The sequence below is a fragment of the Candidatus Ruthia magnifica str. Cm (Calyptogena magnifica) genome, assembly GCF_000015105.1.
Classification (GTDB): Bacteria; Pseudomonadota; Gammaproteobacteria; order PS1; family Pseudothioglobaceae; genus Ruthia; species Ruthia magnifica.
Window position 1 is genome coordinate 386,827 of the sequence record NC_008610.1, and the last position, 26,749, is coordinate 413,575.

The following is a 26,749-nucleotide window of genomic DNA, read 5'->3' on the forward strand; positions in this document are numbered from 1 at the left end:
AATTTATAAAAAAGTTAACAAGTTTTGTATAAATTCTTATTAACCAATTGATTAATGCCTTTTTTGGAAAATATTTTGTTAATGTTTTGATGTATTAGCTAATGTCTAAGAGAAAATTAGTACGTAACTCAAAGATGGAATATAAGTTTCAGCATAATCCTAATCTTGGTTATGAGCCGAAGGTTCTTTTGGTTATATGTGTTATTTAGAACATGGTGCGTCCAATCCTCTAATTCATTGACATTATCATGAAGAGTATGAGTTATATTACATCGATAACACTGTAACAAGGTATTGTGGATGACTATATTGGCCTTTTAAGCCAAGTAATTTGACCGATACTAGCACATATTTTTCGTCATACTGTTGATTTTTATAATAATTTTAAGAGGCTTTACCGTTATTAGAACGCGCCAAACATGATGTGGAGTTTTTGGTATTAGTAATTTTTTGCAAAAAAATTAACACGTATTCAGCATACAACAGTCTTGCAATGCTTTAGTGAGTGTTAGATTTATTGGCTATCAGGAATACAACTCGTTGCTAAATAAACAGTTGCAGAATTTTGATGATGACGTAACATTGCACAAATCATCGAAATGGTGGGTTATATTATTGTTCATTATGCAGATGTATTCACGATATCAGAAGCTGCTGATCAATTTAGAATGAACTAAAGTTATTTTTCTAGGTACTTTTAACGAACTGTATGACTAACCCTCTTACTAATGGAAACTGATTAATATAATTAGTGCTGTTTGTTATGATGTTAGTTTTAATAATGTGCTAATTTTAATCGCTATTTTTAAGAAATTAAGGGCATTATATCTAATGAATTTAGACGTCAAAGTGAAGATAAATATGGGTTTACTTAAGTATATGGTGTGTGACGAGACTTTGTTTAATATGTTTGTTAAACAAGGTGAAGTCATTAGCAACATAAAGGGTGAGTTTCCTGTTAAACAGGTATTTAAAATGATTTTTAGGAGAGCGTTTGATGACAGTATTTGTTAAAGAGCTAGTGTTGACTGAATTTATCGGTGGTGTTATTAAAGTTAACGATGAAGGTTTAGAGGCTTTATATCCATAGAAAACACTTGAAATGATTATTGCACTATGATAGTAGTTGATTAATGCTGCGTATGTTGTTGCAATAATCTGTACAAAACTCGGTATTAACTTTTCATTGGAAAGCAGAGATAATTGTATGTTTGCAACTTCCATAAGCTTAAAAAATAAATGTCTAATATAAAATTATGTACTTAGATTTAGATTTAGGCATTTCCTGATTGAAAATAGTATTGATTAATATATAAAGGTAAATGATTGTTCAGAACAGGACCCAGATGATTGCTGGGAAGATTATGCGTCAGTTGTTAATCAACTTAAAGGCAAAAGGGTATCAATTAGAATGTATTAAATCAATGGGTACGGTGGACATATGATATGTATTAATGGATAGGTGTTAAGACCTTGTATTTTGTGGAATGATGAACGTAGCTTTTCAGAGTGTGAAATACTAACCAAAAAAGTGCACAATTGTTCACAATGTAGTGTTATTTGGTTACTGTATCAAAGTTACTTTGGGCTGTTAAAACGAAGTGTAATATTTCTTCAAGGGTTGATAAATTTTTTTACTAAAGGATTATTTAAACTATAGTTTTACGGGTTTATTTTGTAGTGAGTAATTATCATGCCAATTTAAAGCATACAATACATGCTTTTGCCTCACTGTCAGGCACTAGATACCTCTGTCTTTAAGCGTAGCAAATTCTCTATCATGGTTTGCAAATTTGGTATAAATAAAAGCGTTTTAATTATTACAAGAGTTAAAAAATAGCCATATAAAGAACGTCTATTTCTCTTTTACTATATTTGTCTTGAGAGCGTACACCTCATAATAACCCTTTAGCAATAGAATTGTTTCTTGAAATAATGACCTTTGCAAAAGATTACAAATATTTTAGATGGTAATTTGAGATTTTTTGATATTTTAAAAAAGTTTTCCTACCTCCCGCTGTTGTATTCATTCATAAAACTGACTTTAGTATGCAGTATATTACAAAAAATAGCGTCAAAAATATCAAGATTTGTATCAACAAACACGAATGCTTAATCATTAAAAGTAATGGACTAAATTTTCTTAAATTTATCGGTTATTATCAAGGAGTGTGTGTGATACGGTTTAATTTAATAAATATCAAAGTTTTTAATACTTTGTATATTTGTTTAAAGCAAACTTATGAGTTTATTTCAAGATTTTTAAACTATTTTTTAAAAGGACTGCAATGTTAATAACATTGCATTTACTCTTAACAAGATCGCTATAGTTTTGTTTTAAACTATAAGAAACTTTTAGCGTATTAGTTGTCACTGATGATGTATTTTTTAACTTATCGCTTTCAAGAGAAAGTTTTACGCCCTTTATTTGGTATAATATTGTAAGTAATATTTGTTTGCTTTTTATTACCTACTGCTGTATTTTCCTTATATCTCATATTTTTTAAAAAATTAGTTTTTGTTGAGTTAAAACTAACGATACTATACTATCTACAAAGTTTTGTATAAAAGTAATATGATGTTGTCAACAGGCGATACTATCTTGCCATGGGTAGCACTAACATTTTAATAATCAATAATTCAATATAGATACAATAGGTGTTATGTTTTATTAAAAATAGTAAGTTCAAGATTTGAAAAATGATGTTTTATTTATCAAAGTATTTAAATAGTAGACTGAGTTATTTGAGCTATCTTTAATGAATAACTTGTGAAGATATTTATTTAAAAAAATTATGACTATCTGCATTGTTTTCTATGATTTTTAGCCAATATTTAAGTTTAAAAAAAACACCGCCAGCATGGGTTTGGGTGTTTGTTTTTTTACTGTCTATTTCTGGCACGTTTTATTTAGGACTTAACCCTGATTTTATTGAACACTGGTGGGGGTATTTGGTTGGGTTTAATATCATTATGAGTTTTGTTGCTATTTATTATGTTTATGCGGATGTATTACGTCTTAAGCGTGATGTTAAGGGCGGTATTGTGGGTTCTAAATTTACTTGGTCATTTGTTAAAATTGTGCCGGTTTTGGTGATTGTTCCAGTGTTGTCTTTTTATATATTCTCATTTCAAACGATTCAAAACAACGTTAAAGATTCAGAAAAAGCTTTTAATGTTTTTAGTCAAAATTTTATTCAACAAGTCAATGGTTTGTATAGTGGTGTGCAAAAAATTAGAGATGAGCGTTATACTGAACAGACAAAAAGATTACTAACTTTAATTACCTCCTTTGGTAGCTTTCAAAAAGATGCTGAAAATTATGCACAAAGTATGCAGATATTTCTTGATGGTTTAATTGATAAGGGCTGGGCTTGTCAAATTACATTATTAAATGCTCAAGAAGAGGTGGTTGCTAAAACAGCAGATGTGACTAATTGTATGGCGATTGAAGAACAGCCATTGCCAGGCACACAGCCACGTATGATTAACGAAGACGAGACTGCAAACGTTATTCAAGTAAAAATGTCAACACGTTATCTTTCAAATATATCAAACCAAGATTTGTTTGTGGTTGATATGGTGTATGCAACTGATCCAGGGCTTTTAGGGTTTTTGTCACAAGTTAGAGGGTTTGCCAATGCAGCACAAAATATTAAGTTTGAAATCAACACTTCAATCACTCAAAAACGTTTTATGATTGATTTTTCATCTACTGTGTTACTGGCAATACTTAGCGCACTTATGGTAGTTTTTCGCATGATTGAACGGTTAATGAAGCCGCTGAATAATTTGTCCATAGCTACGAAAGAAATTGCTAAAGGTAATTATGATGTGCGCATTACTAAACAAAAAGAAAGTGAAGATGTACGTAGTTTGATTGAGCAATTTAATACCATGTCTAGACAAATCAAGGCATCTCGTGAGGGCTTGGATACGCATAATTTGTATTTAGAGACGATTCTTAAATATTCTTATGGTGTGATTGCACTCGATCAAAATAGGAAGATACGTCTTATTAATCCAGTGATTGGTACAATGCTGGGCATTGAAGATGAGAAATTATTTTTTGGTAAAAAATGTAGCACTATTGTTGATCGATATTCAAATTTAGAGCCTCTATTTTTAATGACACAAGATAAATTTAAACGAGATGAAAGTGAATGGAGTGAAGAGATTAAAATTACTTTAGCTAATCAACATTTGTTATTATCATGTCAAGGTGCAGCACTTAAAAATGACAATGAAACCTTGGGTTTTGTCATTGTGATTAAGGACATTTCGAGGTTAAATAGGACTCAGAAAAAAGCTGCTTGGGGAGAAGTGGCAAAGCTCATGGCACACGAAATTAAAAATCCACTAACGCCTATTTTATTATCTGCTCAGCGCCTTAGAAATCGATTTATGGACTCTTTAGAAGGCAAAGATTTAGATGTTATTGATAAAACTACAAATACTATTATTCACCAAGTTCAATCTATGGATACTATGGTGAGTGCATTTGCTGATTATGCTAACACCCCACAAATTGAAAGGAAGCCTTGTGATTTGAATATGTTAATTAAACAATCTATCGCACTTTATGACTCTCAAAGTAATATGAATATTGATTTTGATTTATTTGCTGGTATTCCACTACTACTTTTAGATAGTCATAGTATTTCTAGAGTGTTGATTAATTTAGTGAAAAACGCCAGTGAAGCAATGATTGACGGGCGTGATTTAAACGTTAAAATCATAACAGAATATTTACCAAAACAAGCCATTGTGCGTTTAAACACCATAGATGATGGTGATGGCTTTGATAAGTATGTACTTGATAGGGTATTTGAGCCTTATGTAACAACTAAAATTAAGGGTAGTGGGCTAGGAATGGCAATTGTGCAAAATATTATTAAACAGCATGAGGGTAAAATATTTGCTAGTAATGTTAAGCCCCATGGCGCTATGATTACCATCGAGTTTAATTGTAATAAATAAAAGGAAAGGATTATGGATAGGACATTAGCTATTGGTAGAATTCTTATCATTGATGATGAAAATATTAATGCAGAAACGATGATGGATACATTGGAAGATGTTAATTATCATGTGGTTCTTGCGGCTAATGCTAACCAAGCTAAAACTATTGTAGAAGATCAAATTTTTGACTTAGTTATGATGGATGTTTGGATGCCTGCTCAGGATGGTATGTCATTGTTAGAAGAATGGACTCAATCTGGTTTTTCTACACCGATTGTGATGATGTCTGGACATGCAGAACATCAAGATGTAGTCAAGGCAATTAAACTAGGTGCGGTTGATTTTTTGGAAAAACCACTGCATGATATTTTACCATTGGTACGTAAAATTCTATCTGAGCAAGTACTAGAAAAGTCTGAACATACTATTAATGGTATTGAATTTAATGCACCACTTAAAGAGGCAAGAAATATTTTTGAAGTACAATATTTCAATCACCATCTGCAAGAGAACAAGCATAATATTGCTAAAGTTGCAATCCTTGCAGGATTAGAAAGAACCACTTTATATCGTAAGTTAAAAGATTTAGGTATTGATAAAAAATAAAATAGTATGAAAATATTAATTTTAGGTGCAGGACAAGTTGGTGCAACATTAGCTAAATATTTAGGCTCAGATAATGATAATGACATTACCATTATTGATAAAGATGAATCTAATTTGTCAAATTTGCAACGTCATTTAGACATTAAAACTATATGTGGACATGCCTCGTATCCTAATGTTTTAGAAGAAGCGGATATTAAAAATATGGATATGATGATTGCCGTAACACGTTCTGATGAAGGTAATATGTTGGCTTGTCAGATGGCGCACACCTTGTATCAAGTAAAAAAGAAAGTAGCACGTATACGTACTGCTGAATATCTACATAGAAAAGAATTGTTCTCTCCTAATGCCATCCCAATTGATTTTATTATTACACCTGAAGAGTTGGTGACTAACTATATTAAACGTGTAGTTGAAGAACCAGGTGCTGAACAGGTGTTTGAGTTTGAAAATGGTTTGGTTCAATTGGTAGAAACTAGGGCTTATGCAGGAACGCCAATTGTAGGGCATCCTATTAAAGATTTGCATGAGCATTTGCCAAAAACACGGGTGCGTATTGTAAGCTTATATCGTAATGGTAGAGCAATTCCTGCATCAGGAGAGACGGTTATTCGTGACGGTGATCGGGTTTATTTTATGACGAAAAAAGCTAGTATTTCTAAAGTGATTAAACAATTTAGGCGTGAAGACAAGACTTATAAAAATATTATTATTGCTGGTGGTGGACGTATTGGCCTTAATTTGGCAAAGTTCTTAGAAAAAAACCATCACGTTCGTATTATTGAGATGAATAAAAAGCGTGTTAGTGAAATTGTTGATGAGCTTGAAAATACGTTAGTGCTTTTAGGTAATGCCTCAGATGAAGAGTTATTATTAGAAGAAGGTATAGAAAATACAGACTTATTTTTAGCCTTAACAGATTTTGATGAAATCAATGTTATTGTTTCAATTTTGGCCAAACGTTTAGGTGCACATAAAACAGTCGCTTTGGTGAAACGTAATGTTTATGAAGATTTGGCCAAACAAAGCGAAGATGTAGATATGGTTATATCACCTGACCAAATTACAGTTAGCGGCATTCTGGCACACATTCGTAAAGGTGATACTATGATGGTGTATTCATTGCGTCAAGGTAAAGCAGAAGCAATTGAGATTATTGTGCATGGCGATAAACACCATTCAGATGTTGTGGGTAAAACCATTGAACAAATTAATTTACCTGATGGTGTAGTTGTGGGCTCAGTGGTTAGGAATCATGAAGTGATTATGGGGTCGCGTACTTTAATAATCAAAGAAGGAGACCATGTATTGTTAGTGTTGACTGATATTAGTAAAATTCATGAAGTTGAAAAGTTGTTTGAAAGATATTTTGATTAATGATTGTTAAAAATGCAATTTAGTATTGTTTTTAAAACTATTGGTTTGTTGCTAATGGTGTTCAGTTTAACTCAATTACCACCCATTGTTGTTGACTTTATTTATGCTCAAAATGAAGCTTTATCTTTTATGGTTGCTTTTTCTTTAACACTACTCAGTGGTTTTGTTTTGTGGTTTCCTTTTAGAAACTCAACTAAAAATTTTAGAATTCGTGAAGGTGCGTTGGTGGTAGTGAGTTTCTGGTTTGTTTTATCCTTATTTGCTACCACACCATTTTTATTATCGGTATCTTTGGATATGTCCTTTAGCGATGCATTTTTTGAATCCATGTCAGGGCTAACAACCACAGGTGCAACGGTTCTTTCTGGGTTAGATGATTTACCTAAAGCGCTTTTATATTATCGCCAGCAGCTTCAGTGGTTAGGTGGTATGGGTATTATTGTTTTAGCAGTTGCAATTTTGCCAATGTTAGGTGTTGGCAGTATGGAGCTTTACCATGCAGAATTAAGTGGTATTTCTAAAGAAAGATTGACACCAAAGCTAACTCAAACCGCCAAAGCATTGTGGAAAATTTATATCAGTTTTACTGTCGTTTGTGCACTAGGATATTATTTTGCAGGCATGAATGCATTTGATGCAATTGGGCATAGTTATGCAACCGTTGCTATTGGTGGTTTTTCTACTCATGATGCCTCTATTGGCTATTTTAATTCTTATGCAATTGAGATGGTAGCAATGATATTTATGCTACTAGCAGGTATTAATTTTTCGCTACATTTTCTTGTTTGGCGTAAGAATAATTTATTTTTTTATTTAAAAGATTCTGAATTTAAAGCCTATTTATTAATTTTAAGTGCATCAATTTTATTAGTATCAAGCTATTTATTTGATAAAGGTTATTATCAAACCATTGAAGAGTCAATTAGATATGGCATATTTCAAAGTATTTCTATCATAACTACCACGGGTTTTTCTGGTACTAACTTCTCATTGTGGCCATTTGTGTTGCCTGTATTTTTAATTTTTGCTAGTTTTATTGGTGCTTGCGTTGGCTCTACAGGTGGCGGTATTAAAGTTGTTAGAATATTATTAATGTTTAAGTTAGCGATGAAGGAGATTAAAAAATTTATTCATCCTAATGCACAAATCAACATCAAGCTTAATCAAAAAAGTGTTCCTGAGAATACTTTGATATCAGTCTGGGGGTTTTTTTCTTTGTATGTAATCGTCTTTGTTATGTTAATGTTAATGTTAATGTTTACTGGTCTTGACCAGGTCAGTGCATTTTCAGCAACAGCAGCATCTATTAATAATTTAGGTCCAGGATTGGGTGACGTTGCTGATAATTATGGTAATATCAATGATACTGCTAAATGGATTTTAAGTTTTTCAATGTTATTAGGGCGCTTGGAAATATTAACTTTAATGGCCTTGTTACATAAGTCTTTTTGGCGTTTTTAATATATTCCAAACCAAGGAAAATTATTCCACTATAATATTGTAGCTTGGTAAAGCGTTTAATAGTTGTTTTCCATAAAATTTAGAAACTAAACGATTATCAAAAATGGTGATCTTTCCTGTGTCAGTTTCTGTGCGAATCAAGCGACCACAGGCCTGAATGAGTTTAAGCGACGCATCTGGTAAGGATATTTCCATAAAAGGATTCCTATTTTGTGATTCAAGATAAGTGGCTAATGTTTTATCAATGGGCGAAGTTGGTACACTAAAACGTAATTTGGCAATGATAACATGGGTAAGGTTGTCGCCTTTTAAATCTACTCCTTCAGCAAAACTATCTAGTCCAAAGATGACGCTACCTTTACCTTGTTTACGTAAGTCAGTGTGTTTTTCTAAAATGTACTTTTTGGGATATTTACCTTGAACAAACAAAGTGCAATCTAGCTTTTTTTCTATCAAATCTGCTACTATTTGCATTTGCTTATTAGAGGCAAATAATACTAATGAACCTTCATTACTATCAAGTCGTTTAAGTAATTGTAATGCTACTTCTTGTGTGTGCTCATACACTTGAGTTGGGCTGGCTTTAAGTTTAGCAGCGATAAAATCTACTTGGTCAAATACAAAAGGTGAGGGTAGACGTAAATATTGGTTTTCATTTCTTAGTAGACCTAATTGTTTGTTTAAGCGCTCAAAACTACCCAGCGATGTTAGAGTGGCTGAAGTGAGAACAGCACCTGAAACTTTTGACCAAATAAGCTGGTCTAGATTTTTTGAAATATTGGTTTGAGCACTATTAAGCAAGTAGCTATTTTTTTTATTTGCGAGTGTGCTTTTTTCAATCCAACGTGAATGTGGTGCTTTGTTTGGCTCGTCTGTTTGCAAGAAAGATGAAAATAAAGCAATAATACTGAGTAAATGTTGTTCGCATTCACCAGTTGCATTATTAATAGAATCACTGATGCTTTTGTCTATAACTGTTATTTTTAAATAGTCGTCCCAGGATTCTTTTAAAAGCATGAATTTAGTTTGAATGGCACCAATAAGTGTTAGAATATTTTCACTTATTTGGTTGATAGATTTATCAATAATACCCTGGTTGAATAAATAAATATTGTCATTAAATTCTAGTTTTTTAAATAATTGAATTAAATTAGTCAAATAATCATCAATTTGTTTGATGTCAATATCAGGCATATCTTGTTTGCTGATTTTGCATAATTGTTCACTAACTGCTTTAGTTTGTTTAACGCTGGTTTTAATAAGTTCAGTACTGGTAGTTAATGAAAAGTGAGACAGTGCCTTTGAATTTAAGTGGTGCGCCTCATCAAAGATAAAGATTGATTTGTTAACATTAGGTAGTATGGTGTTTCCTGTGCTAAGATCGGCCAAGACTAAATCATGATTAGCGACAATAACATCTGCTTTAGTAATTTTCTGTCTGGCTTTAAAAAAAGCACAGTTTTGATAAAATTCACAGCTTTTTGTGGTGCAAGTAAAACGATTGCAAGCTATTTTTTTCCAAATAGAGTGATCTGGAACACGCATTAAATCATCAATTTCTCCATTCCATTTTTTGGTTGAGTAATCATTTAGCATCTCATTGAGTTGCTCTAATTGATATTTTCCTGGCGGCTTATCAAACAGTGGTATTGATTCAAATAAAAAATTATCACTCGTGTTATTTTCACACACGTTAATTAAATTGTGAATACAAACGTAACGTGAACGCCCCTTAACTAAGGCATACTCAAAATCAATGCAACAATATTTTTGTACTTGTGGTATATCTTTAAAAAATAATTGTTCTTGCAAAGAGACATTAGCACTAGAAATAATCAGTTTCTTTTTATTGGCTTTAGCGATAAGAATACTACCAATTAAGTAAGCAAATGTTTTTCCTGTACCTGTAGGCGCTTCAATACATAGAATATTATTATTGCCTTTGTATTCTCCTGATAAAGTTTTAGAGATTTCAGCAATCATTCTATTTTGTGTTTGGCGTACTTTAAAGCCATCCATGTTTTTTTTTAAGCTCATAAATGACTGACGGATTTGAGCTTTTAGCTCATTTGAAAGCATGATTTTATGATTGGCGCTGTAAGGAAAGATCGCACAATAAAATCAATGCGTCTTTATAATCTGAGTCAGGTATTAGCTTGAGTGATTGCTTGGCAAGTTGGGCTGATTTGTGTGCTTGATTGCGAGTATAGTCAAAGGCTTTTATAGATTGCAGAATTTTAATCACTTGTACTATTTTGGAATTATCTGCTTGGTTAATAGCATCTTCTAGAAGTTGTCTATTATCACCGGAAGTATGGGCAAGTGCATAAATCATAGGTAGCGTGGTTTTCCCCTCACTTAAATCATCACCTACTTCCTTGCCCATTGTTTTTACATTTGACTCATAATCAAGCACATCGTCAATAATCTGGAAAGCATTACCAAGATGTAAGCCGTAGTCTTTTAATGCAGATTCTTGGGCTTTATCAACACCTGATAGTAGCCCACCAATTTGAGTGGCTGCTTGAAATAAACACGCCGTTTTTCGCTCAATCACTGCGTAATATTCAGTCTCAGTTAACTCAGTATTTTTGCAATTTAATAATTGTAATACTTCACCTTCAGCAATGCTATTGGTTGTTTTAGAAAGAATACGTATAATGTACATTGAATTAGGTTCAATCATCATTTCAAAAGCGCGAGAATATAAAAAATCACCCACTAGAACACTAGGTGCATTACCCCAAACTTCATTAACTGTGTCTTTCCCTCGGCGCGTTATAGACTCATCAACAATATCATCATGCAGTAAAGTGGCAGTGTGAATTAACTCTATCACTACTGCCATAAGGTAGTGGTGTGTACCTTGATATTCAGTTGCACGTGCACAAAGCAATAACAGCAGTGGACGTAAGCGTTTACCGCCAGCGTGAATAATATAATGACCCATTTGATTAATCAAAGCAACATTTGAACTTAAACGATTAATGAGTATTTCGTCTGTTTTTTGTAAATCTAATTTTAAGAGGGATTGAATATCGCTTAAACTTTTCATGGTGGTTATTTTACACGTACGTAGTATGGGTTATTAAAAAAACCAATGCTTGTACTCAAGTTAGCTTTAACTTACTTGTAAGCAAGTACACCTCTTTAGATCTTAATTTTGAGGCTTTTGGTTTGCGGATAGTAACAAAAGAAAAAGAAGATCTACACAATTTAACAAACTCGTTAAACCCATTTCCTTGAAAAACTTTGACAAAAAAATAGCCTAAAGGTGTTAAGGTTTTAATTGCCATATCTAGTGCCAGTTCACACAAGTACATGGATTTAGGAATATCAATTGAAGATTGACCGCTCATATTAGGTGCCATATCGCTTAAAACAACATCAACTTTTTTACTCATAGTGATATCTAGAAGTGTTTCATAAACACTATCTTTAGTGAAATCGCCACGTAAAAAATCAACTCCATCAATGGGCTTTATGTCCAATATATCGCTAGCAATAACTTGACCAGATTTGCCCACAATTTTTATTGCCACTTGACTCCAGCCACCAGGGGCGGCACCAAGGTCAAGCACTTTATCTCCTAATTTGATAAATTTATCTTTATTTATCACTTCTATAAGTTTGTAAACGGAACGAGAGCGATAGCCTGATTTTTGTGCCTTTTTTACAAACTCATCGTTTATATGTTCGCTCATCCAACGTCCTGAACTGCCTTTTTTTACCATATCAATAATTCCTAATATTGGAGAGTATTTTACGGGATAATGATATTTTTTTGCATTGACTTATCCCTGCATGAATACTAAATTAAGAAACATTGCCATTATTGCACACGTTGACCACGGTAAGACAACTTTGGTTGATAAATTACTTGAGCAATCTCAAACGTTTGATGAACGTTTTGAATCAACGGATCGAATGATGGATTCAAACGATCTTGAAAAGGAACGTGGTATTACCATTTCTAGTAAAAATACTGCGATTAAATGGCATGATTACCATATTAATATTGTAGATACACCGGGCCATTCTGATTTTGGCGGTGAAGTAGAGCGTGTATTGTCTATGGTTGATAGTGTACTTTTGCTTGTAGATGCACAAGAAGGCCCAATGCCACAAACACGCTTTGTGACGAAAAAATCCTTTGACCAAGGCCTAAATCCGATTGTGGTTATTAATAAAATTGATAAAGATGCAGCACGCCCTGATTGGGTAATTGACCAGGTGTTTGATTTATTTGATCAACTAGGTGCAACTGACGAGCAATTAGATTTTCCAATTATTTATGCTTCAAGTATTAATGGCTACGCCTCGTTAGAAGATGACGTACGTTTAGGTGATATGACACCTATGTTTGAAACCATTATAAAACACGTTAAAGCACCAGAAGTTGATATTAATGCGTTTTTACAAATGCAAGTTACTGCACTTGATTATTCCTCATTTATTGGGACAATTGCTATTGGTCGTATTACGCGTGGCACAATCAAGAAAAACATGCAAGTTGTAGTGGTTGATACACAAGGTAATGAACACAAAGCTAAAATTGCAAACCTTCAAGGTTTTCTTGGTTTAGAGAGGATTGATACAGATAGTGCACAAGCAGGCAATATTATTGCCATTACTGGAATCGAAGGTATTTCAATTTCAGATACAATTTGTGATCCTGAGGCTATTGAGGCGTTACCACCTTTGAGTGTAGACGAACCAACCATTTCTATGGCATTTCGTGTGAATGATTCTCCATTTGCTGGGCAAGATGGTAAGTTTATCACTTCACGAAATATCTGTGACCGACTAGAAAAAGAGCTCATTTACAACGTTGCACTTCGAGTTGAAAGTACAACTGATCCATCTGAATTTATTGTTTCAGGTCGTGGCGAATTACACTTGTCAATTTTAATTGAAACCATGCGTAGAGAGAGTTTTGAGTTGGCAGTGGGTCGTCCACAGGTTATTTTAAGAGAAATTGATGATGTGATTTGTGAGCCATTTGAGGATTTAAGTGTTGATGTAGAAGCCCAACATCAAGGCACTGTGATGGAAAAGTTGGGTGAACGTAAGGCTGAGCTAACTAATATGATTCCAGATGGTAATGGTAGAATAAAGCTGTATTTTAATATTCCTGCACGTGGCTTGATTGGTTTTAGAACAGAATTTTTAACAGCAACGACAGGCACAGGTCTGATGAATTCAACCTTTGATGCTTATAAACCTCAAAAGCAAGGGAAAATTGGTCAGCGTTCTAATGGTTCTTTGATTTCTATGAATCAAGGACAAGCAGTTGCTTATGCTATTTTTAACTTACAAAAAAGTGGTAAATTTTTTGTAGAACACAATACCGATATTTACGAAGGTATGGTAGTTGGCATTCATACACGTGATAAAGATTTAGTGATTAATGTTATGAAGGGTAAGCAATTGACCAATGTACGTGCATCAGGTACTGACGAAGCCATATCACTAATACCTGCTATTAAGCTTGATTTAGAACAAGCGTTAGAATTTATTGATGATGATGAATTGGTAGAAATAACGCCCCATAACATCCGTATTCGTAAACGTTTATTAACAGAGAATGAACGTAAAAGGGCGCGTAGAAAATCTAAATAAAAGGTAGCTTTTGCTTTTTTGTTATCAGAACCAGCATTAGTGCTAATGGTATACTCCTGTTATATTTTTTTGATTAAACGTTTATGGACAACATTCTTAATTTTTTCGTTAAGCAGAAAAAGTTAGCACTGGTCTTTACGGTTTTCATTATTGCTCTTGGTCTTTTGACATTAAGTGGCATTCAAAGAGATAAATTTCCAGCGGTAGATTTTGAAGAAATGAGCATTGTAACCATCTATCCTGGTGCCTCTCCTGAAGATGTTGAGCAGAATGTTACCAATCCAATTGAAGACGAACTGAGAAGTATTTCAGGGATTGATAAATTCAACTCAACTTCTAAAGAGGGAAAATCTAGCATTATCGTCACACTTTCTCAAGATATTAGTGATATTGAATCGTTAAAGCAAGAGATTAGGAATGCAGTTAGTCGTATTAAGTCATTACCAGAAGAAGTGAATGATTTACCTTGGGTAATTGATCGGAAAAATTCACTAAAAAGTATCTTAAAAATAAACATTAGTAGTGGTGAATTATCTTATCAAGCGTTGAGAGATATTACTGATGATATGGCTAATTCTTTAGCACTGGTTGAAGGTGTATCAAAAGTTGTTAAAGAGGGTTATCTTGACCGTGAAATTCAAATTAAGGTTAATCCTGATAGTCTGTATCAACATAAGCTGTCTTTGCCTCAAATAATTGAAGCGATTAAAAAGCGCAATAAACGCTACGCTGTTGGTAGTAATCATGATTACATTAATGAAAAAACTATTGTTGTTTTGGCTAAGTTTGATGAAATTCAAGCTGTGGGGAATGTGATTATCAAATCAACATTTGATGGACCTATTATTCGCCTAAAGGATGTTGCAAGCATTGTTGATGGAAACAAGGAAGAAACTTCTATTACTCGTGTGAATGGCACTAAAGGCTTTATTCTGAAAATTCGTAAACAAGAGAATGCCGATATAATTACCACGGTTGATTTGATTAAAGAAAAAGTGTTGAATTTAAGGGTTAAATATCCAACTAATCTGCAAGTTTTTTATTCATCAGATGAGTCTAAACATGTTCGTAATCGGCTTAATATCGTGATCAATAATGGCTTAATTGGTTTATTTTTAGTGTTGATTATATTGGCTTTATTTTTGTCACTTAAAACAGCTTTTTGGGTATCAATTAGCTTGCCAATATCTCTTTTGGGCACAGTGACTTTATTAGGTGCAACGGGCGAAACCATTAATCTTATTTCACTAGCTGCGATGATTCTAGTGCTTGGTATTGTGGTGGATGATAGTATTGTGATGGCAGAGAGTATACATCATTATAAACAATTAGGAAAAGATAGATATCAATCTACTGTGCGTGGGTTTAAGCGTGTCATTGCACCTGTAATAACGACAATTTTGACCACGATTTTAGCTTTTTCTTCGATGTTTTTAATGGGTGGTACAATGGGTAAATTTATCTATGTCATTCCTTTAGTGGTTATTTTTGCTTTAACCCTTTCTTTTTTAGAAATTAGTTTAGCATTGCCAGCGCATCTTGCTAGTAGTGATGAAAAAACTAAAGGCAAGATATGGTTTGCGTGTATTGAAGATTGGTTTGAAGGTTTTTTAACAAAAGTATTGAAATGGCGTTATGGTGTTGTTGTTATTTTTAGTCTTGTTCTGATAGGTACTTTGTATTTTGCTAAAACTCAAATGAAGTACGTACAATTCCCTTCAGTTGGAGCAGATAGTATTAGCGCAAGATTGCAAATGTCTGTTGGTACCTCGTTAGAACGTACAGAATCTATTTCCAAACAAGTAGAGAAAATGATTATAGAAGTTGTGGGTGAGGATTTAGACTCATTAACCAATAATGTTGGCCATTATTTTACTCATGTGGCTAAGTTTACTATTAAACTAGTACCATTTAGCATAAGAGTGCAAACGCCTAAAGCTTTACTTGTACAGTTAAAAGCACGTGTTAAGAACATAAAAGCTGCACAAAAATTAAAGTTTTCAATAGGTAGGCCAGGTCCTCCACAAGGTGAAGATGTAGAGATTAATTTGGTAGGTAGTGATAATATTCAGCGTCAGAATGCTGCTGATTCTTTAGAAAAAATATTATTAAATATTGATGGTATAGATAACATTGAGCGAGATGATGAACCGGGTAAAACACGTATCGAGGTGGTAATTGATTTTGAAAAAATGGCCAGATTCGATGTTGATTTTTCAACGATTAATGATTATTTAAAAGCAGCTTTTACAGGTATTAATGTCACTAACGTACGTTATGGTGATGATGACGTTGATTTTAGAATTTATCTGGGTAGTGATAAACAATCAGAGGACTTTCTAGCATTATTAAAAGTTAATAACCGCCAAGGCCACCCTATATTGCTTAAACAATTTATTTCGTTGCAAAAAATTAAGGGTGAGCCAAATTTTAATCATTTTAATGGGCAGCGCTCAGCCGTACTTAGCGGTAGTGTTGATGATGAGATAACTACTTCTAGTATGGTTGTTAGTCAAGCACTCAAGCGCCTAGATTTAGCTAACAAGTATCCTACAATTAGAGTGACTAGTGAGGGTGGCGATAAAGATACAAAAAAAGCAATGGATAACTTTAAAAAGGCATTTATCATGGCAATTTTTGTCATATTTTTATTACTAATCTTGTTATTTAATTCTTATTCACAACCAATACTGATCTTAATCATTGTGCCTTTTTCTATTATTGGTGTTATTTGGGCCTTTTTTTTTCATGGAGAGACGCTTAGCTTTTTTGCAATATTAGGTACACTAGCATTAGTGGGGGTTATTGTGAACGATTCTTTAGTGATGGTCGCCCATTTGAATTATTTAAAAGCAAAGTTTGCATCTACTATGAGTGTTTACGAGTGGGTTGTTCAAGGTGCAAAAGACCGATTACGCGCTGTTGTGTTAACAACATTAACGACTTTAGCAGGTGTAATGCCACTTGCTTATGGTATTGGTGGTACTGACTTTATTTTACAACCCATGGTGCTTTCACTTGGCTATGGCTTGTTGTTCGGCACATTAATAACACTTATTCTATTACCTTGTTTGTATTTAATTAATCATGATTTAATCAGCTGGGTAAAAAATTTTGGAGCGGGCTTTAAGATTTAGCCAATAAGTTGTTTTCAAGTAGTGTTTTACTTACTTAATCAACACAAGGGGCGTTACATACCTCATAAACCTTAACGGGTTCCTAGTACCTACTTCTCATTTTCGTATTTACTAATAAAAGATTATGACATTTGTTTAGCTTTTAAACTAATTAATCTTATTTGATTAATAATTTTTAACAATAGACGTTTGTGTTATATGGATTTAGTTTAACTAAATCCATATATGGTAGTAGGCTTTGTTGTGATGGATGCAGTTTCATCAACTACTTTGAAAAACGGCAAAGACTTTTACGATTATAATAAAAAATATAACTTAATGCTAAACCGCTAATACGTATGTCTATGAGTCGTTAAAATTTACCGTATTGAACAAAAATATCTGCAGCGTGATTTCAGCAACAAAGAGTTTCTTAGAATAGCAAAAGAACAATTTATTATTAATCAGCAAGAATAAAACATAATAACAATGATATAAAAAAATAGTAAGAATGAATAGAAAATTTATCACATTAAAGTGTTTATTTATAATGTTCTTTTGTGTTTCAGTGTTGTTTTGGTTTGCCAATGTAATTACCGATGATAATAGAAGTAAAAATTGTGATAATTTAAAAGTTAGTTTGCTAAAATCGAAAAATGATTTTTTAAGCTAAAAAAGTTATTTTCGTTGAAAAGAGAAAAATCGACAAATATTATGGTTAATGGTAGTAGAGAATTCGATTAATACGTTTTACGAAGTGGAAATAGATAAAGCAATATGAAAAAGTTAGGGTTTGCTTAGCTTACTATTTGAATGGTTGTGCTAATAATAGTGGAATATTGTTAGACGGTGAGTTTCGAGTGCTAGACATATTTTATCGCTACAAACTTGTAAAGTTTGCGAGTGACTTTAGTTTATATTTTATTATTGTAAATAGAAATTTTTTCTTTTTAGAAGCCTAAATCAAACAGTTCACCTTGCGGATAAGTGATATGGTTTATCGTTCAATAGTTAGTGTCAGTGTTGAAAATTTTAGTAGCAATTAAAGTATTTTTGTAGAGGTTTGTTAGAATTAATGTGCCAAAGTGGTTATAGTGTCCAAGGTTGATCAAACTGACTATTATGAAAGCAAGAATGTACACGATGTCTATTATAAATCGCTTAAATAGAGCTCAATTCTTCATTTAATTGGTTATTAATACCTAAAAATGAAGCCTTGTATTTTGGTTAATTTGTTTAGCTTTATCAATACCCTATAAGTTATTACGTTGGTAAAAAGAATTGCACCATCAAAACTTTATTTTTGGTTTATGTTAAATATTTTTTGTTATTGCTTGCATTAAAACTATTCTATCAAAGCCATTTTTTATCATTGGTTTGGTCAAACACAAATAAATAAGCGTAGTCTTTATAATAGAATAGAGGTTCAAAGTTAATTGACACTCTGTAAAGCTAGTTATTTTTATTGATTTGCCTCAAATAAACTACGAATCATTAGCGCATTCGATGACAGTAATATCTTGTTACCCGTAATAGGTCACTTTTTGTTTCTAATTTAATATAGCTTATTTAATAAGGTATCGATTGCTTTATCGTCTTTTGAATTGACATTATTGATATTTTTAAAGCGAATAACATGGCCCGATTCAAAATCGGTATTGTTTAAATTACGTTAACTTTTGTTGATTAAAAATAGTGTTTAGTTTATCAATTGATCAGATAAAAAAATACGCTTTCTTCACCTTAAGAATCAGCATTAATGGTAGAGAAAAATCCACCATTGGTATCTTGCATTTCTGTCAATATGTAATTTAAGGTTTACTTGGAAATGTGTTTGTATAAAGTATTTCTTGTTAGTACATAGGCGTAAGCATAAACTAGTTAAAGTTGTGCTTGATTGTATAACATTTTTTCAAAGTGTGTTACAAATCAAATGTTATCTGTTGAATGCCGATGAAAACCACTATCAACAACATATAAACCGCCACTTACCATCATATCTAGTGTTTAATTTATTCGCACTAGGATTTTATTTAGCAATAGCAATATAGATTCGTGTGGAAATTTTAGCGCTTATTCAAATACCCATTCAAGTTCATTAAAGTTCTCCAATATGGTTTTAATAGATTTGACAACAATGCTATTATCAACAATTTGGTGGGATGTTGTTTTTGGTTGATTGAGCTTTTGATTAATTTTAATTTCTTATTTGTTTAACTCACTTGCTTCATTCTTCCATAAATTTTGTACTTGTATCAAGATGTTTAACAATTATTTTTTAGGAAAATAAGCCTCTGTAAAAAATGTTTTACTATTAGGGAGTAGAATCGCATTGAGCGGCTAACCATAAGAGCGATTTAACAGTTGTGATACATTCATGTAGGTGTTATCAATATCAGAATGAATCTCATGATCCGCTTTAATAGTAACAAAATATTTGATTAAAAATGTTGCTATTTCAATATCATCAAAACTTTCCTTTTTCATTATGTGGCACCAATGAAATAGCGTAGCCAATAGAAATAAAAACAGGTTTATTTTTACGCTTTGCTTTGTCAAAAGCTTCATCTGAAAACTTATACTAATTAACAGGATTATGAATATGTTACAATGAATAAAGCTAGAATGATATGATCAACAAATTTAGCATGACTTTTCTGATTGAGATGTTGTGTTCTAGGTATGTAATCTTTACCCTTATCACGATAAGTTATTCTAACTCATTCATAAGGTGTGCCCATGTTGTTAGTATGGATATAAAAATCAAAGATATAAATATTCTAAACATACTTTGATGTCAATTTTTTGCATCAATTGGTAATATGCAGGTTATTGTTCATTTTAATAATCAAAAATTATCAATCGAATTTAAATATAAAATTGACACAAGTCTTAATCAAGGTAAGATTCATTTAAGTATTTGATTTTGTTGTCTAAGACTTGCTTGATTTTTAAATTTTATTAAACAAAGTAATTATTATTCAACATGCTTCTCTTTATGTAGTTTGACGAGTTAACTTGTAATTAGGTTTGAAGACTATTTTTATAATTAGCGACAGTAATCTATCTCAATTATTATCCAAACAATTAGACATTGAATGTATAAAACTGTGTTATTTTTCTTGTCTCGTCCTTGTAGTATTGGCGATGCTAAAATTGGTTATTTTAGAGATAGTGCGAAGTTATGTTAATACTTTTTAAGGAGTTATAGATGGAATGATGCTTACAAATATCAATAAGATGAACATATTAAATTTTATCTAGGTCGTATATTACTAGGAGAAACGAAAGTAAAATGTATTTTGTATCCCATAGATATTGTTATACGTACAGATTATGCCGTTAAAATTTCCCAAATATTGGATGTTGATGACAGTCTAGATAATGTCATTGATGTAAAAGAACAATTTGAAAATACATAAGGTAAAAAATTGTCTGCAAACGAATCTGTAATTCATATTCTATCTACTGCTGATACAGAGGTTTTAAAATTAAAATACAGACAAGTAGTGCCTATTTTTAGGCGTCTTGTTGTCAGCTATCTGTGAGTAGAAAATAGCATACACAAGGTTGTTGAAGATGATGAAAGCTTTATAAGATTCATTACATAAAGTAATGATAGTGGCGATAACATTGACAATCAAATTGTTAGAAGAGCGGTGTTATTATCTTAATTATTTTATTATCAGTTCACGAGTGTTAGGTGATTTTAAAATAAACAAACAGTAAAAAAAGATGGCAAAATATATGAACATTTAGCAGTAAACTAAAATAGATAGTCGTTTCTATTTGAATAATATTAGTCGTTGTGACAATGGACTTACTACAAACGTAAACAAACCTTAAAATCTATTGGAGCAAGAGAACTTAAACTTACTAGACATAGTGTCGAGTTGGCTGAGAGGTTAGAGTAATTAGGAGTTGATGCACATGCAAATTCTATTGTGGTTTATGATAATCAAGGCTCTCTTATTGATTATCTATATCCTCGTTTTAAAACATCAAACACTAGCTCAAGTTTTCTCAATTTAATGCTCTTTATTTTGGTAATAGTATTTGTTATTACACATCTGATAAAGGATATGATAAAAGCTTATTTTCAATTGTTAATGTTGTTGTTCATGAGTGAGGATATGCCATTACTATCAGGACTTTAATTTAATATATTTGAGTGAATCAGGTGTATTAAATGAAGCCTTTTAGATTGCTTTGGGTTTTATTACTATAGAGCGTTTTACGAGAACAGATAATTGGCTTATTTGTTTCGTAGATAAACCTTAGAGATCAATGAATAACTCAGAAGATAAGTATCACATCAAGATTATTTTGATTATGAAATAACCAAAGATGATTCTGTTTATTAGCCAATGGCAGAAGAAAAGGTTTATTATCCAAATACTCACAAAATCGATAATTAGGTTTTAATAGATGTGACTAATGTACTACGCCAACGGATTATAATGACTTTTGTGGTGTTCATATCAATAACAACGTGGCAAATAAAATGTTTTATTTGTTATCTGTGGGTTTGGTTATGCATAATAGCGTTAATGTTACTGGTATTGAACGAATATACAAGAATAGATTAGATTGGTTTAGGAAAGCGGTTGGTGTAACTGATGACAATTAATGATTTTTTTAAATGCTAAATGGATAATATCTTCAGTGGAAAGTGTTTTGTCATTGATAACAGGCAACATCGACATTTATTTGTGAGACAAAATAGCTAACGTTACTTTAGGAACAAAATCATTTACTCTAATTAGCTATCTAAATAAGGTTTTTCATCTTTGGAGATAAAGCCAGGTGTGTACATCTTCTTTAATTGATAAGTGAGTGTTAACGAGAATTATTTTTCGTTACCTATTGCATAAAAACTGGACATTTGGCATAGAATTTGGCACATTTTTTTTAAAAAATACCTGTGAATTTATCAATCATAACCAGTTGTATTTATTAAAATAGTCTTTCTCAAAAGCTTTAATATCATCTGTGTATTGTAAGGTTAAACCAATATCATCAAGACCATTGATTAAGCGTCTTTTTCGTTCTATGTCTATTTCAAAAAAATAAGTTTTACTATTCGTATGGATACTTTGGGCATCAAGATTAATCATAATTTCACCACTTAAAGTAAAAAATTCATCCATAATGTTATTATCTTGCACAATAGGTAGAATACCGTTTTTAAAACAATTGTTATAAAAAATATCTGCAAAACTAGGGGCAATAATTGCTTTAAAACCATAATCCTCTAATGCCCAAGGTGCATGCTCACGGCTTGAGCCACAACCAAAATTTTCTCGTACCAGTAGTATTTTAGCACCTTGATATTTTGCCTGATTCAACACAAAATCCATATTAAGTGGACGTTTAGAGTTATCCATGCCAACTTCACCATGGTCTAAATAACGCCACTCATCAAATAAATTAACACCAAAACCAGAACGTTTAATAGATTTTAAAAACTGTTTTGGAATAATCGCATCAGTATCAATATTGGCACGTTCAAGTGGTATAGCTATTGAAGTAAATGTAGTAAATTTTTGCATTATTTAACCTCTGAAAAATGACCAGTAATAGCACTTGCAGCCGCAATAGCTGGGCTAACTAAGTGGGTAAATGAGCCTTGACCTTGACGACCTTCAAAGTTACGATTTGAGGTGCTTATGCATCTCTCGCCTACTTTTAGCTTATCGGCATTCATGGCTAGACACATTGAGCAGCCTGCTTCACGCCATTCAAAACCACTATTTATAAAAATCTTATCTAATCCTTCTTTTTCGGCTTGTTTTTTAATTAATCCTGAGCCAGGCACAACCAAGGCAAGTTTAATATTGTTGGCAATTTTTTTATCTTTTAAAACACTAGCTACAATACGCAAGTCTTCAATTCGTGAGTTGGTGCATGAGCCAATAAAGACTTTGTCAATTTTAATGTCTGATATTTTTATATCAGCAGTGAGTTGCATGTAATTAAGTGCATTTTCCCAACTAACCTTTTCGGTATGATTTTTGGCGTTAGCAGGGTTGGGTATATACCCATCAATTGTTATTACCATTTCTGGAGATGTGCCCCAAGTTACTTGGGGCTTAATATCTTTTGCATTAAAATGTGCGATTTTTTCAAAATGTGCGTTTTTGTCAGAATGTAGTGTGTGCCAATATTCTACTGCTTTGCTCCATTTAGCACCTGAAGGTGCTAGTATACGACCTTTGACATAGTCAATGGTTTTATCATCAACAGCAACCATACCTACACGTGCACCTGCTTCAATTGCCATATTGCATAAGGTCATACGACCTTCAATAGATAAGCTTTGAATGGTGTCACCGCTAAATTCAATCGCATGGCCTGTGCCACCAGCGGTGCCAATTTTGCCAATAATGTAAAGCGCAATGTCTTTTGCGCTGACATGTTTGTTGAGTTTACCACTGACTTCAATATTAAAGTTTTTAGATTTAGATTGCCACAAACAACCTGTGGCTAAAACATGTTCAACTTCACTGGTACCAATGCCAAATGCTAATGCACCAAGTGCACCATGAGTTGAGGTGTGTGAATCACCACAGACAATGCTCATGCCTGGTAGGGTAAAGCCCTGTTCAGGGCCAACCACATGTACAATGCCTTGGCGAATGTCATTCATGGGTATTTCATTAATACCAAAAGTTTTGCAATTTTTGTCTAAGGTTTCAATTTGCAATTTTGAAATAGGGTCGCTAATACCATTAATACCTGATGAACGATTGGTTGTTGGTACGTTATGATCAGGCACTGCCAGGTTGGCACTTGTACTCCAAGGTTTTCTGCCTGCTATCGCCAAGCCTTCAAATGCTTGAGGCGAGGTTACTTCATGAATGAGTTGCCTGTCAATATAAATAAGTTCCGTTGAATTATCTCTACGTATGACGTGCGCATTCATCAGTTTATCATAAAGTGTTTGAGTCATTATTGATACGCAATACTTGATAAAATAACTCATTTTACATTTTCATTAAACTTTATGTGCGGACTTTGTGGGCAGTTAAGATTTGACAGCCAAGTGGTGAGTGGCGATGAACTTAAGGTAATGATGCAAAAAATTGCTCGTCGTGGCCCTGATTCTAGTGGTCTTTGGGTTGATGATAATATTGGTTTTGGGCATCAAAGGCTTGCTATTATTGATTTATCTAATCATGCTCATCAGCCAATGATTGATAAAAATCTTGGTTTGATTTTGATTTTTAACGGTACGATTTATAATTATCAAGCTTTACGTCAAGATTTAACCAAGCAAGGTTATCAATTTTTCTCGCATTCTGATACTGAAGTGATTATCAAAGCTTATCATTATTGGGGTGAGAGTTGTGTCACGCATTTAGATGGGATGTTTGCTTTTTGTATTTGGGATAAGATTCAAAATCAATTATTTATTGCTCGTGACCGAATGGGGATTAAACCGCTTTATTTTAATTTAACAAATCAAGCATTTAGCTTTGCTTCTAACATGCAGGCGTTGATAACACAAGGTATAGATAAAAGCATTAATCCTATCGCTCTACAGCAGCAACTTTCATTGCATGGTGTTGTGCCAGCACCTAATACGATTATTAATGGTGTGAATAAAATTAAACCAGCAACCACGTTAACCATTAGCGCTAAGGGTAAAGTTGTTGAAAGAACTTATTGGAAGCCAAAGGCCATACGCCCAAAGGAGACATTAACGGATGAGCAGTTTATTCAGCGCACGCATGAACTTTTAACAGACAGTGTTTTAAAACGCATGAATGCTGCAGATGTACCAATTGGCGTGTTGCTTTCTGGCGGTCTAGATTCATCACTCTTAGTAGCATTACTTAGAGAGGCAGGACATGAAAATGTGCGTACATTTTCAATTGGTTTTGAAAATATTGATGATGAGGTCGGGTCTGAATTTGAATATTCTGACCAAATTGTTGCCCAGTTTAAAACCCGACATGAAAAATATGTCATTAGTAATTCACAAGTGTTACCACGCCTTGGTGAAGCAGTTTCAAATATGAGCGAGCCAATGGTAGCTCAAGATGCAGTGGCATTTTATTTATTATCTGAACAAGTATCTAAGCATATTAAAGTGGTGCTTTCTGGCCAAGGTGCAGACGAGGCTTTTGCAGGTTATTTTTGGTATGAGCGCATGCAAGCACAGACAGGCTCTGAGATTGAACGTTTTACCAAGCATTATGTGGACAGATCATACGAAGAGTATTTGCAAACGGTTAATCAGCAATATCACAGTAACAATCATACCGAAACTTGGCTTCATTACGAATTTGCTAAGGCAAGTGCAGATACATTTATGGATAAAGTATTTCGCACTGATATTACTCGTTTAGTGGTAGATGATCCTGTGAAAAGAGTAGATAACATGACCATGGCTTGGGGTTTAGAGGCGCGCGTTCCATTTATGGATTATAAGTTAATAGAACATGCTTTGAGCGTATCACCGAGTTTAAAAATGCTTAATAAAGGCAAACATCTCCTTAAACAAATTGCTAGAGGTTTGTTGTTGCCTGATAGTGTAATTGACCGTAAAAAAGGTTATTTCCCAATGCCAGCACTCAAATATGTGCGTGGTGAATTTTTAGACTTTATGTCAGGCATATTAACTTCAAGCAAATGTATTAATCGTGGTGTGTTTAATCAGACATTTATTGCTAAAATAATTAATAAACCGCAAAATTATATGACTGCACTTAATGGTTCACGTTTATGGCATTTAGCATTATTGGAATATTGGCTGCAAATAAATATTGATGAATAAAATAATCATTTATACAGATGGTGGCTGTCGTGGTAATCCTGGTATTGGTGGCTGGGGTGTATGGCTTAAATACGGCGATTATGATAAAAAACTTCAAGGTGTGCAACAAGATACCACTAACAATCAAATGGAGTTGACTGCAACCATTAAAGCACTAGAGGTAATTAAATCTAACGACATTGCCATTGATTTATTTACCGATTCTAAATATGTGATAACAGGTATTAGCGAATGGATTAAAAACTGGAAAGCCAAAGGTTGGAAAACTGCCAATAAAAAACCAGTTAAAAATATAGACTTATGGCAGCGCTTAGATGTGCTTAATAATCAGCATAATGTTACCTGGCATTGGGTCAAGGGCCATAGTGGTGATAAGGGTAATGATATGGCGGATGCATTGGCTAATTTAGCCATGGATAAAATCAGTACTTGAGTTAAAATGTTCAATTAATAATTAAAATATTTAAATAACCTCAAAGAAGCTTGCAATCAAAAATAGTTATAATATAACGACAATTCCTGATTATTTAAATAAAAAATTAAGTGTGAGGAAATTAGTTATATTGTTCAGATTTTTTAAGTTTTAACGCTTTTTCTGATGTAAAAGATAGGGTTAAACCATTAAATGTTTATGGCTACGAAAGCATAAAGAGAAGTTATTCATAATGCTGTAAAAGATTCTTGCGATAGTAAAGATGATGAACGTGTTATGAATTATCTCTCAAATCACAATTTGGAAGACTATCAATAAGAAACTCAAAAAAAGGAGAGAAGTATGAAATTTCAAACATTAGTAATTAGCGTCATATTAGTGGTATTT

General features: G+C 32.9%; 15 protein-coding genes and 2 pseudogenes. 11 read left to right on the forward strand and 6 right to left on the reverse strand.

The genetic code is table 11. The features are described 5' to 3' along the window. Positions 1-861: 861 nt before the first annotated feature. The 6 genes from RMAG_RS05805 (at position 862) to RMAG_RS01855 (ending at position 8,409) form a co-directional block, all read left to right on the forward strand. Complete coding sequence (locus tag RMAG_RS05805; RefSeq protein WP_187145681.1) at positions 862-1,014, forward strand: hypothetical protein; 153 nt, start codon at positions 862-864, stop codon at positions 1,012-1,014. Positions 1,015-1,322: 308 nt separating this feature from the next. Next, complete coding sequence (locus tag RMAG_RS06130) at positions 1,323-1,445, forward strand: hypothetical protein (protein ID WP_268745597.1); 123 nt, start codon at positions 1,323-1,325, stop codon at positions 1,443-1,445. Positions 1,446-2,817: 1,372 nt separating this feature from the next. After that, a complete protein-coding gene (locus RMAG_RS01840; protein ID WP_011737758.1) occupies positions 2,818-4,980 on the forward strand; it encodes a sensor histidine kinase in 2,163 nt (720 codons plus the stop codon). Positions 4,981-4,992: 12 nt separating this feature from the next. Beyond that, positions 4,993-5,568: a response regulator gene (locus tag RMAG_RS01845; protein ID WP_011737759.1), complete on the forward strand. Its 576-nt coding sequence runs from the start codon at positions 4,993-4,995 to the stop codon at positions 5,566-5,568. 6 nt (positions 5,569-5,574) lie between these two features. Then, positions 5,575-6,948, forward strand: a complete 1,374-nt coding sequence (gene trkA, locus RMAG_RS01850; protein WP_011737760.1) for a Trk system potassium transporter TrkA — start codon at positions 5,575-5,577, stop codon at positions 6,946-6,948. A gap of 12 nt (positions 6,949-6,960) precedes the next feature. Continuing rightward, entirely contained in the window at positions 6,961-8,409 is a 1,449-nt protein-coding gene (locus tag RMAG_RS01855; RefSeq protein WP_011737761.1) for a TrkH family potassium uptake protein, read from the forward strand. A gap of 21 nt (positions 8,410-8,430) precedes the next feature. Here RMAG_RS01855 and dinG read toward each other — a convergent pair whose 3' ends face one another. From dinG to rlmE, 3 genes are read right to left on the reverse strand one after another with little or no spacing between them, the layout of a single operon-like run. After that, positions 8,431-10,488 carry an ATP-dependent DNA helicase DinG gene (dinG, locus tag RMAG_RS01860; protein WP_011737762.1) on the reverse strand — a complete coding sequence of 686 codons (2,058 nt, stop codon included), beginning with the start codon at positions 10,486-10,488 and terminating at the stop codon, positions 8,431-8,433. Positions 10,489-10,492: 4 nt separating this feature from the next. Next, entirely contained in the window at positions 10,493-11,464 is a 972-nt protein-coding gene (locus RMAG_RS01865; protein WP_011737763.1) for a polyprenyl synthetase family protein, read from the reverse strand. Between the two features lie 55 nt (positions 11,465-11,519). After that, entirely contained in the window at positions 11,520-12,143 is a 624-nt protein-coding gene (gene rlmE, locus RMAG_RS01870) for a 23S rRNA (uridine(2552)-2'-O)-methyltransferase RlmE (RefSeq protein WP_011737764.1), read from the reverse strand. A gap of 70 nt (positions 12,144-12,213) precedes the next feature. Here rlmE and typA point away from each other — a divergent pair, with 70 nt between their 5' ends. Together typA and RMAG_RS01880 are read left to right on the forward strand one after the other, a co-directional pair. Then, complete coding sequence (gene typA / locus RMAG_RS01875; RefSeq protein ID WP_011737765.1) at positions 12,214-14,031, forward strand: translational GTPase TypA; 1,818 nt, start codon at positions 12,214-12,216, stop codon at positions 14,029-14,031. A gap of 83 nt (positions 14,032-14,114) precedes the next feature. Continuing rightward, positions 14,115-17,168 (forward strand): efflux RND transporter permease subunit, encoded by a 3,054-nt coding sequence (locus tag RMAG_RS01880; RefSeq protein ID WP_011737766.1) that lies wholly within the window; start codon positions 14,115-14,117, stop codon positions 17,166-17,168. A gap of 2,319 nt (positions 17,169-19,487) precedes the next feature. Here the strand turns inward: RMAG_RS01880 and RMAG_RS05535 are convergent. Beyond that, a pseudogene (locus tag RMAG_RS05535) lies at positions 19,488-19,671 on the reverse strand (DUF255 domain-containing protein). Between the two features lie 1,944 nt (positions 19,672-21,615). On the opposite strand from RMAG_RS05535, the pseudogene RMAG_RS05655 reads away from it, so the two are divergent. Next, positions 21,616-21,777, forward strand: a pseudogene (locus RMAG_RS05655) (hypothetical protein); the annotation flags it as partial. Between the two features lie 307 nt (positions 21,778-22,084). Here the strand turns inward: RMAG_RS05655 and leuD are convergent. After that, positions 22,085-22,699, reverse strand: a complete 615-nt coding sequence (leuD, locus tag RMAG_RS01890) for a 3-isopropylmalate dehydratase small subunit (protein ID WP_011737767.1) — start codon at positions 22,697-22,699, stop codon at positions 22,085-22,087. Next, complete coding sequence (leuC, locus tag RMAG_RS01895; protein ID WP_024792211.1) at positions 22,699-24,099, reverse strand: 3-isopropylmalate dehydratase large subunit; 1,401 nt, start codon at positions 24,097-24,099, stop codon at positions 22,699-22,701. The genes leuD and leuC overlap by 1 nt, the downstream gene beginning before the upstream one ends. 54 nt (positions 24,100-24,153) lie before the next feature. Here leuC and RMAG_RS01900 point away from each other — a divergent pair, with 54 nt between their 5' ends. Together RMAG_RS01900 and rnhA are read left to right on the forward strand one after the other, a co-directional pair. Next, positions 24,154-25,929 carry an N-acetylglutaminylglutamine amidotransferase gene (locus RMAG_RS01900; protein ID WP_011737769.1) on the forward strand — a complete coding sequence of 592 codons (1,776 nt, stop codon included), beginning with the start codon at positions 24,154-24,156 and terminating at the stop codon, positions 25,927-25,929. Next, a complete protein-coding gene (gene rnhA, locus RMAG_RS01905) occupies positions 25,922-26,362 on the forward strand; it encodes a ribonuclease HI (RefSeq protein ID WP_011737770.1) in 441 nt (146 codons plus the stop codon). The genes RMAG_RS01900 and rnhA overlap by 8 nt, the downstream gene beginning before the upstream one ends. Positions 26,363-26,749: the final 387 nt, after the last annotated feature.

Coding starts and splice junctions, on each gene's coding strand:
- rlmE (WP_011737764.1), bottom strand. CDS start 12,143: ATGGTAAAAAAAGGCAGTTCAGGACGTTGGATGAGCGAACATATAAAC.
- leuD (WP_011737767.1), bottom strand. CDS start 22,699: ATGCAAAAATTTACTACATTTACTTCAATAGCTATACCACTTGAACGT.
- leuC (WP_024792211.1), bottom strand. CDS start 24,099: ATGACTCAAACACTTTATGATAAACTGATGAATGCGCACGTCATACGT.
- RMAG_RS01845 (WP_011737759.1), top strand. CDS start 4,993: ATGGATAGGACATTAGCTATTGGTAGAATTCTTATCATTGATGATGAA.
- RMAG_RS01840 (WP_011737758.1), top strand. CDS start 2,818: ATGATTTTTAGCCAATATTTAAGTTTAAAAAAAACACCGCCAGCATGG.
- trkA (WP_011737760.1), top strand. CDS start 5,575: ATGAAAATATTAATTTTAGGTGCAGGACAAGTTGGTGCAACATTAGCT.
- typA (WP_011737765.1), top strand. CDS start 12,214: ATGAATACTAAATTAAGAAACATTGCCATTATTGCACACGTTGACCAC.
- RMAG_RS05805 (WP_187145681.1), top strand. CDS start 862: ATGGGTTTACTTAAGTATATGGTGTGTGACGAGACTTTGTTTAATATG.
- RMAG_RS06130 (WP_268745597.1), top strand. CDS start 1,323: ATGATTGTTCAGAACAGGACCCAGATGATTGCTGGGAAGATTATGCGT.
- RMAG_RS01855 (WP_011737761.1), top strand. CDS start 6,961: ATGCAATTTAGTATTGTTTTTAAAACTATTGGTTTGTTGCTAATGGTG.
- RMAG_RS01865 (WP_011737763.1), bottom strand. CDS start 11,464: ATGAAAAGTTTAAGCGATATTCAATCCCTCTTAAAATTAGATTTACAA.
- rnhA (WP_011737770.1), top strand. CDS start 25,922: ATGAATAAAATAATCATTTATACAGATGGTGGCTGTCGTGGTAATCCT.
- RMAG_RS01880 (WP_011737766.1), top strand. CDS start 14,115: ATGGACAACATTCTTAATTTTTTCGTTAAGCAGAAAAAGTTAGCACTG.
- dinG (WP_011737762.1), bottom strand. CDS start 10,488: ATGCTTTCAAATGAGCTAAAAGCTCAAATCCGTCAGTCATTTATGAGC.
- RMAG_RS01900 (WP_011737769.1), top strand. CDS start 24,154: ATGTGCGGACTTTGTGGGCAGTTAAGATTTGACAGCCAAGTGGTGAGT.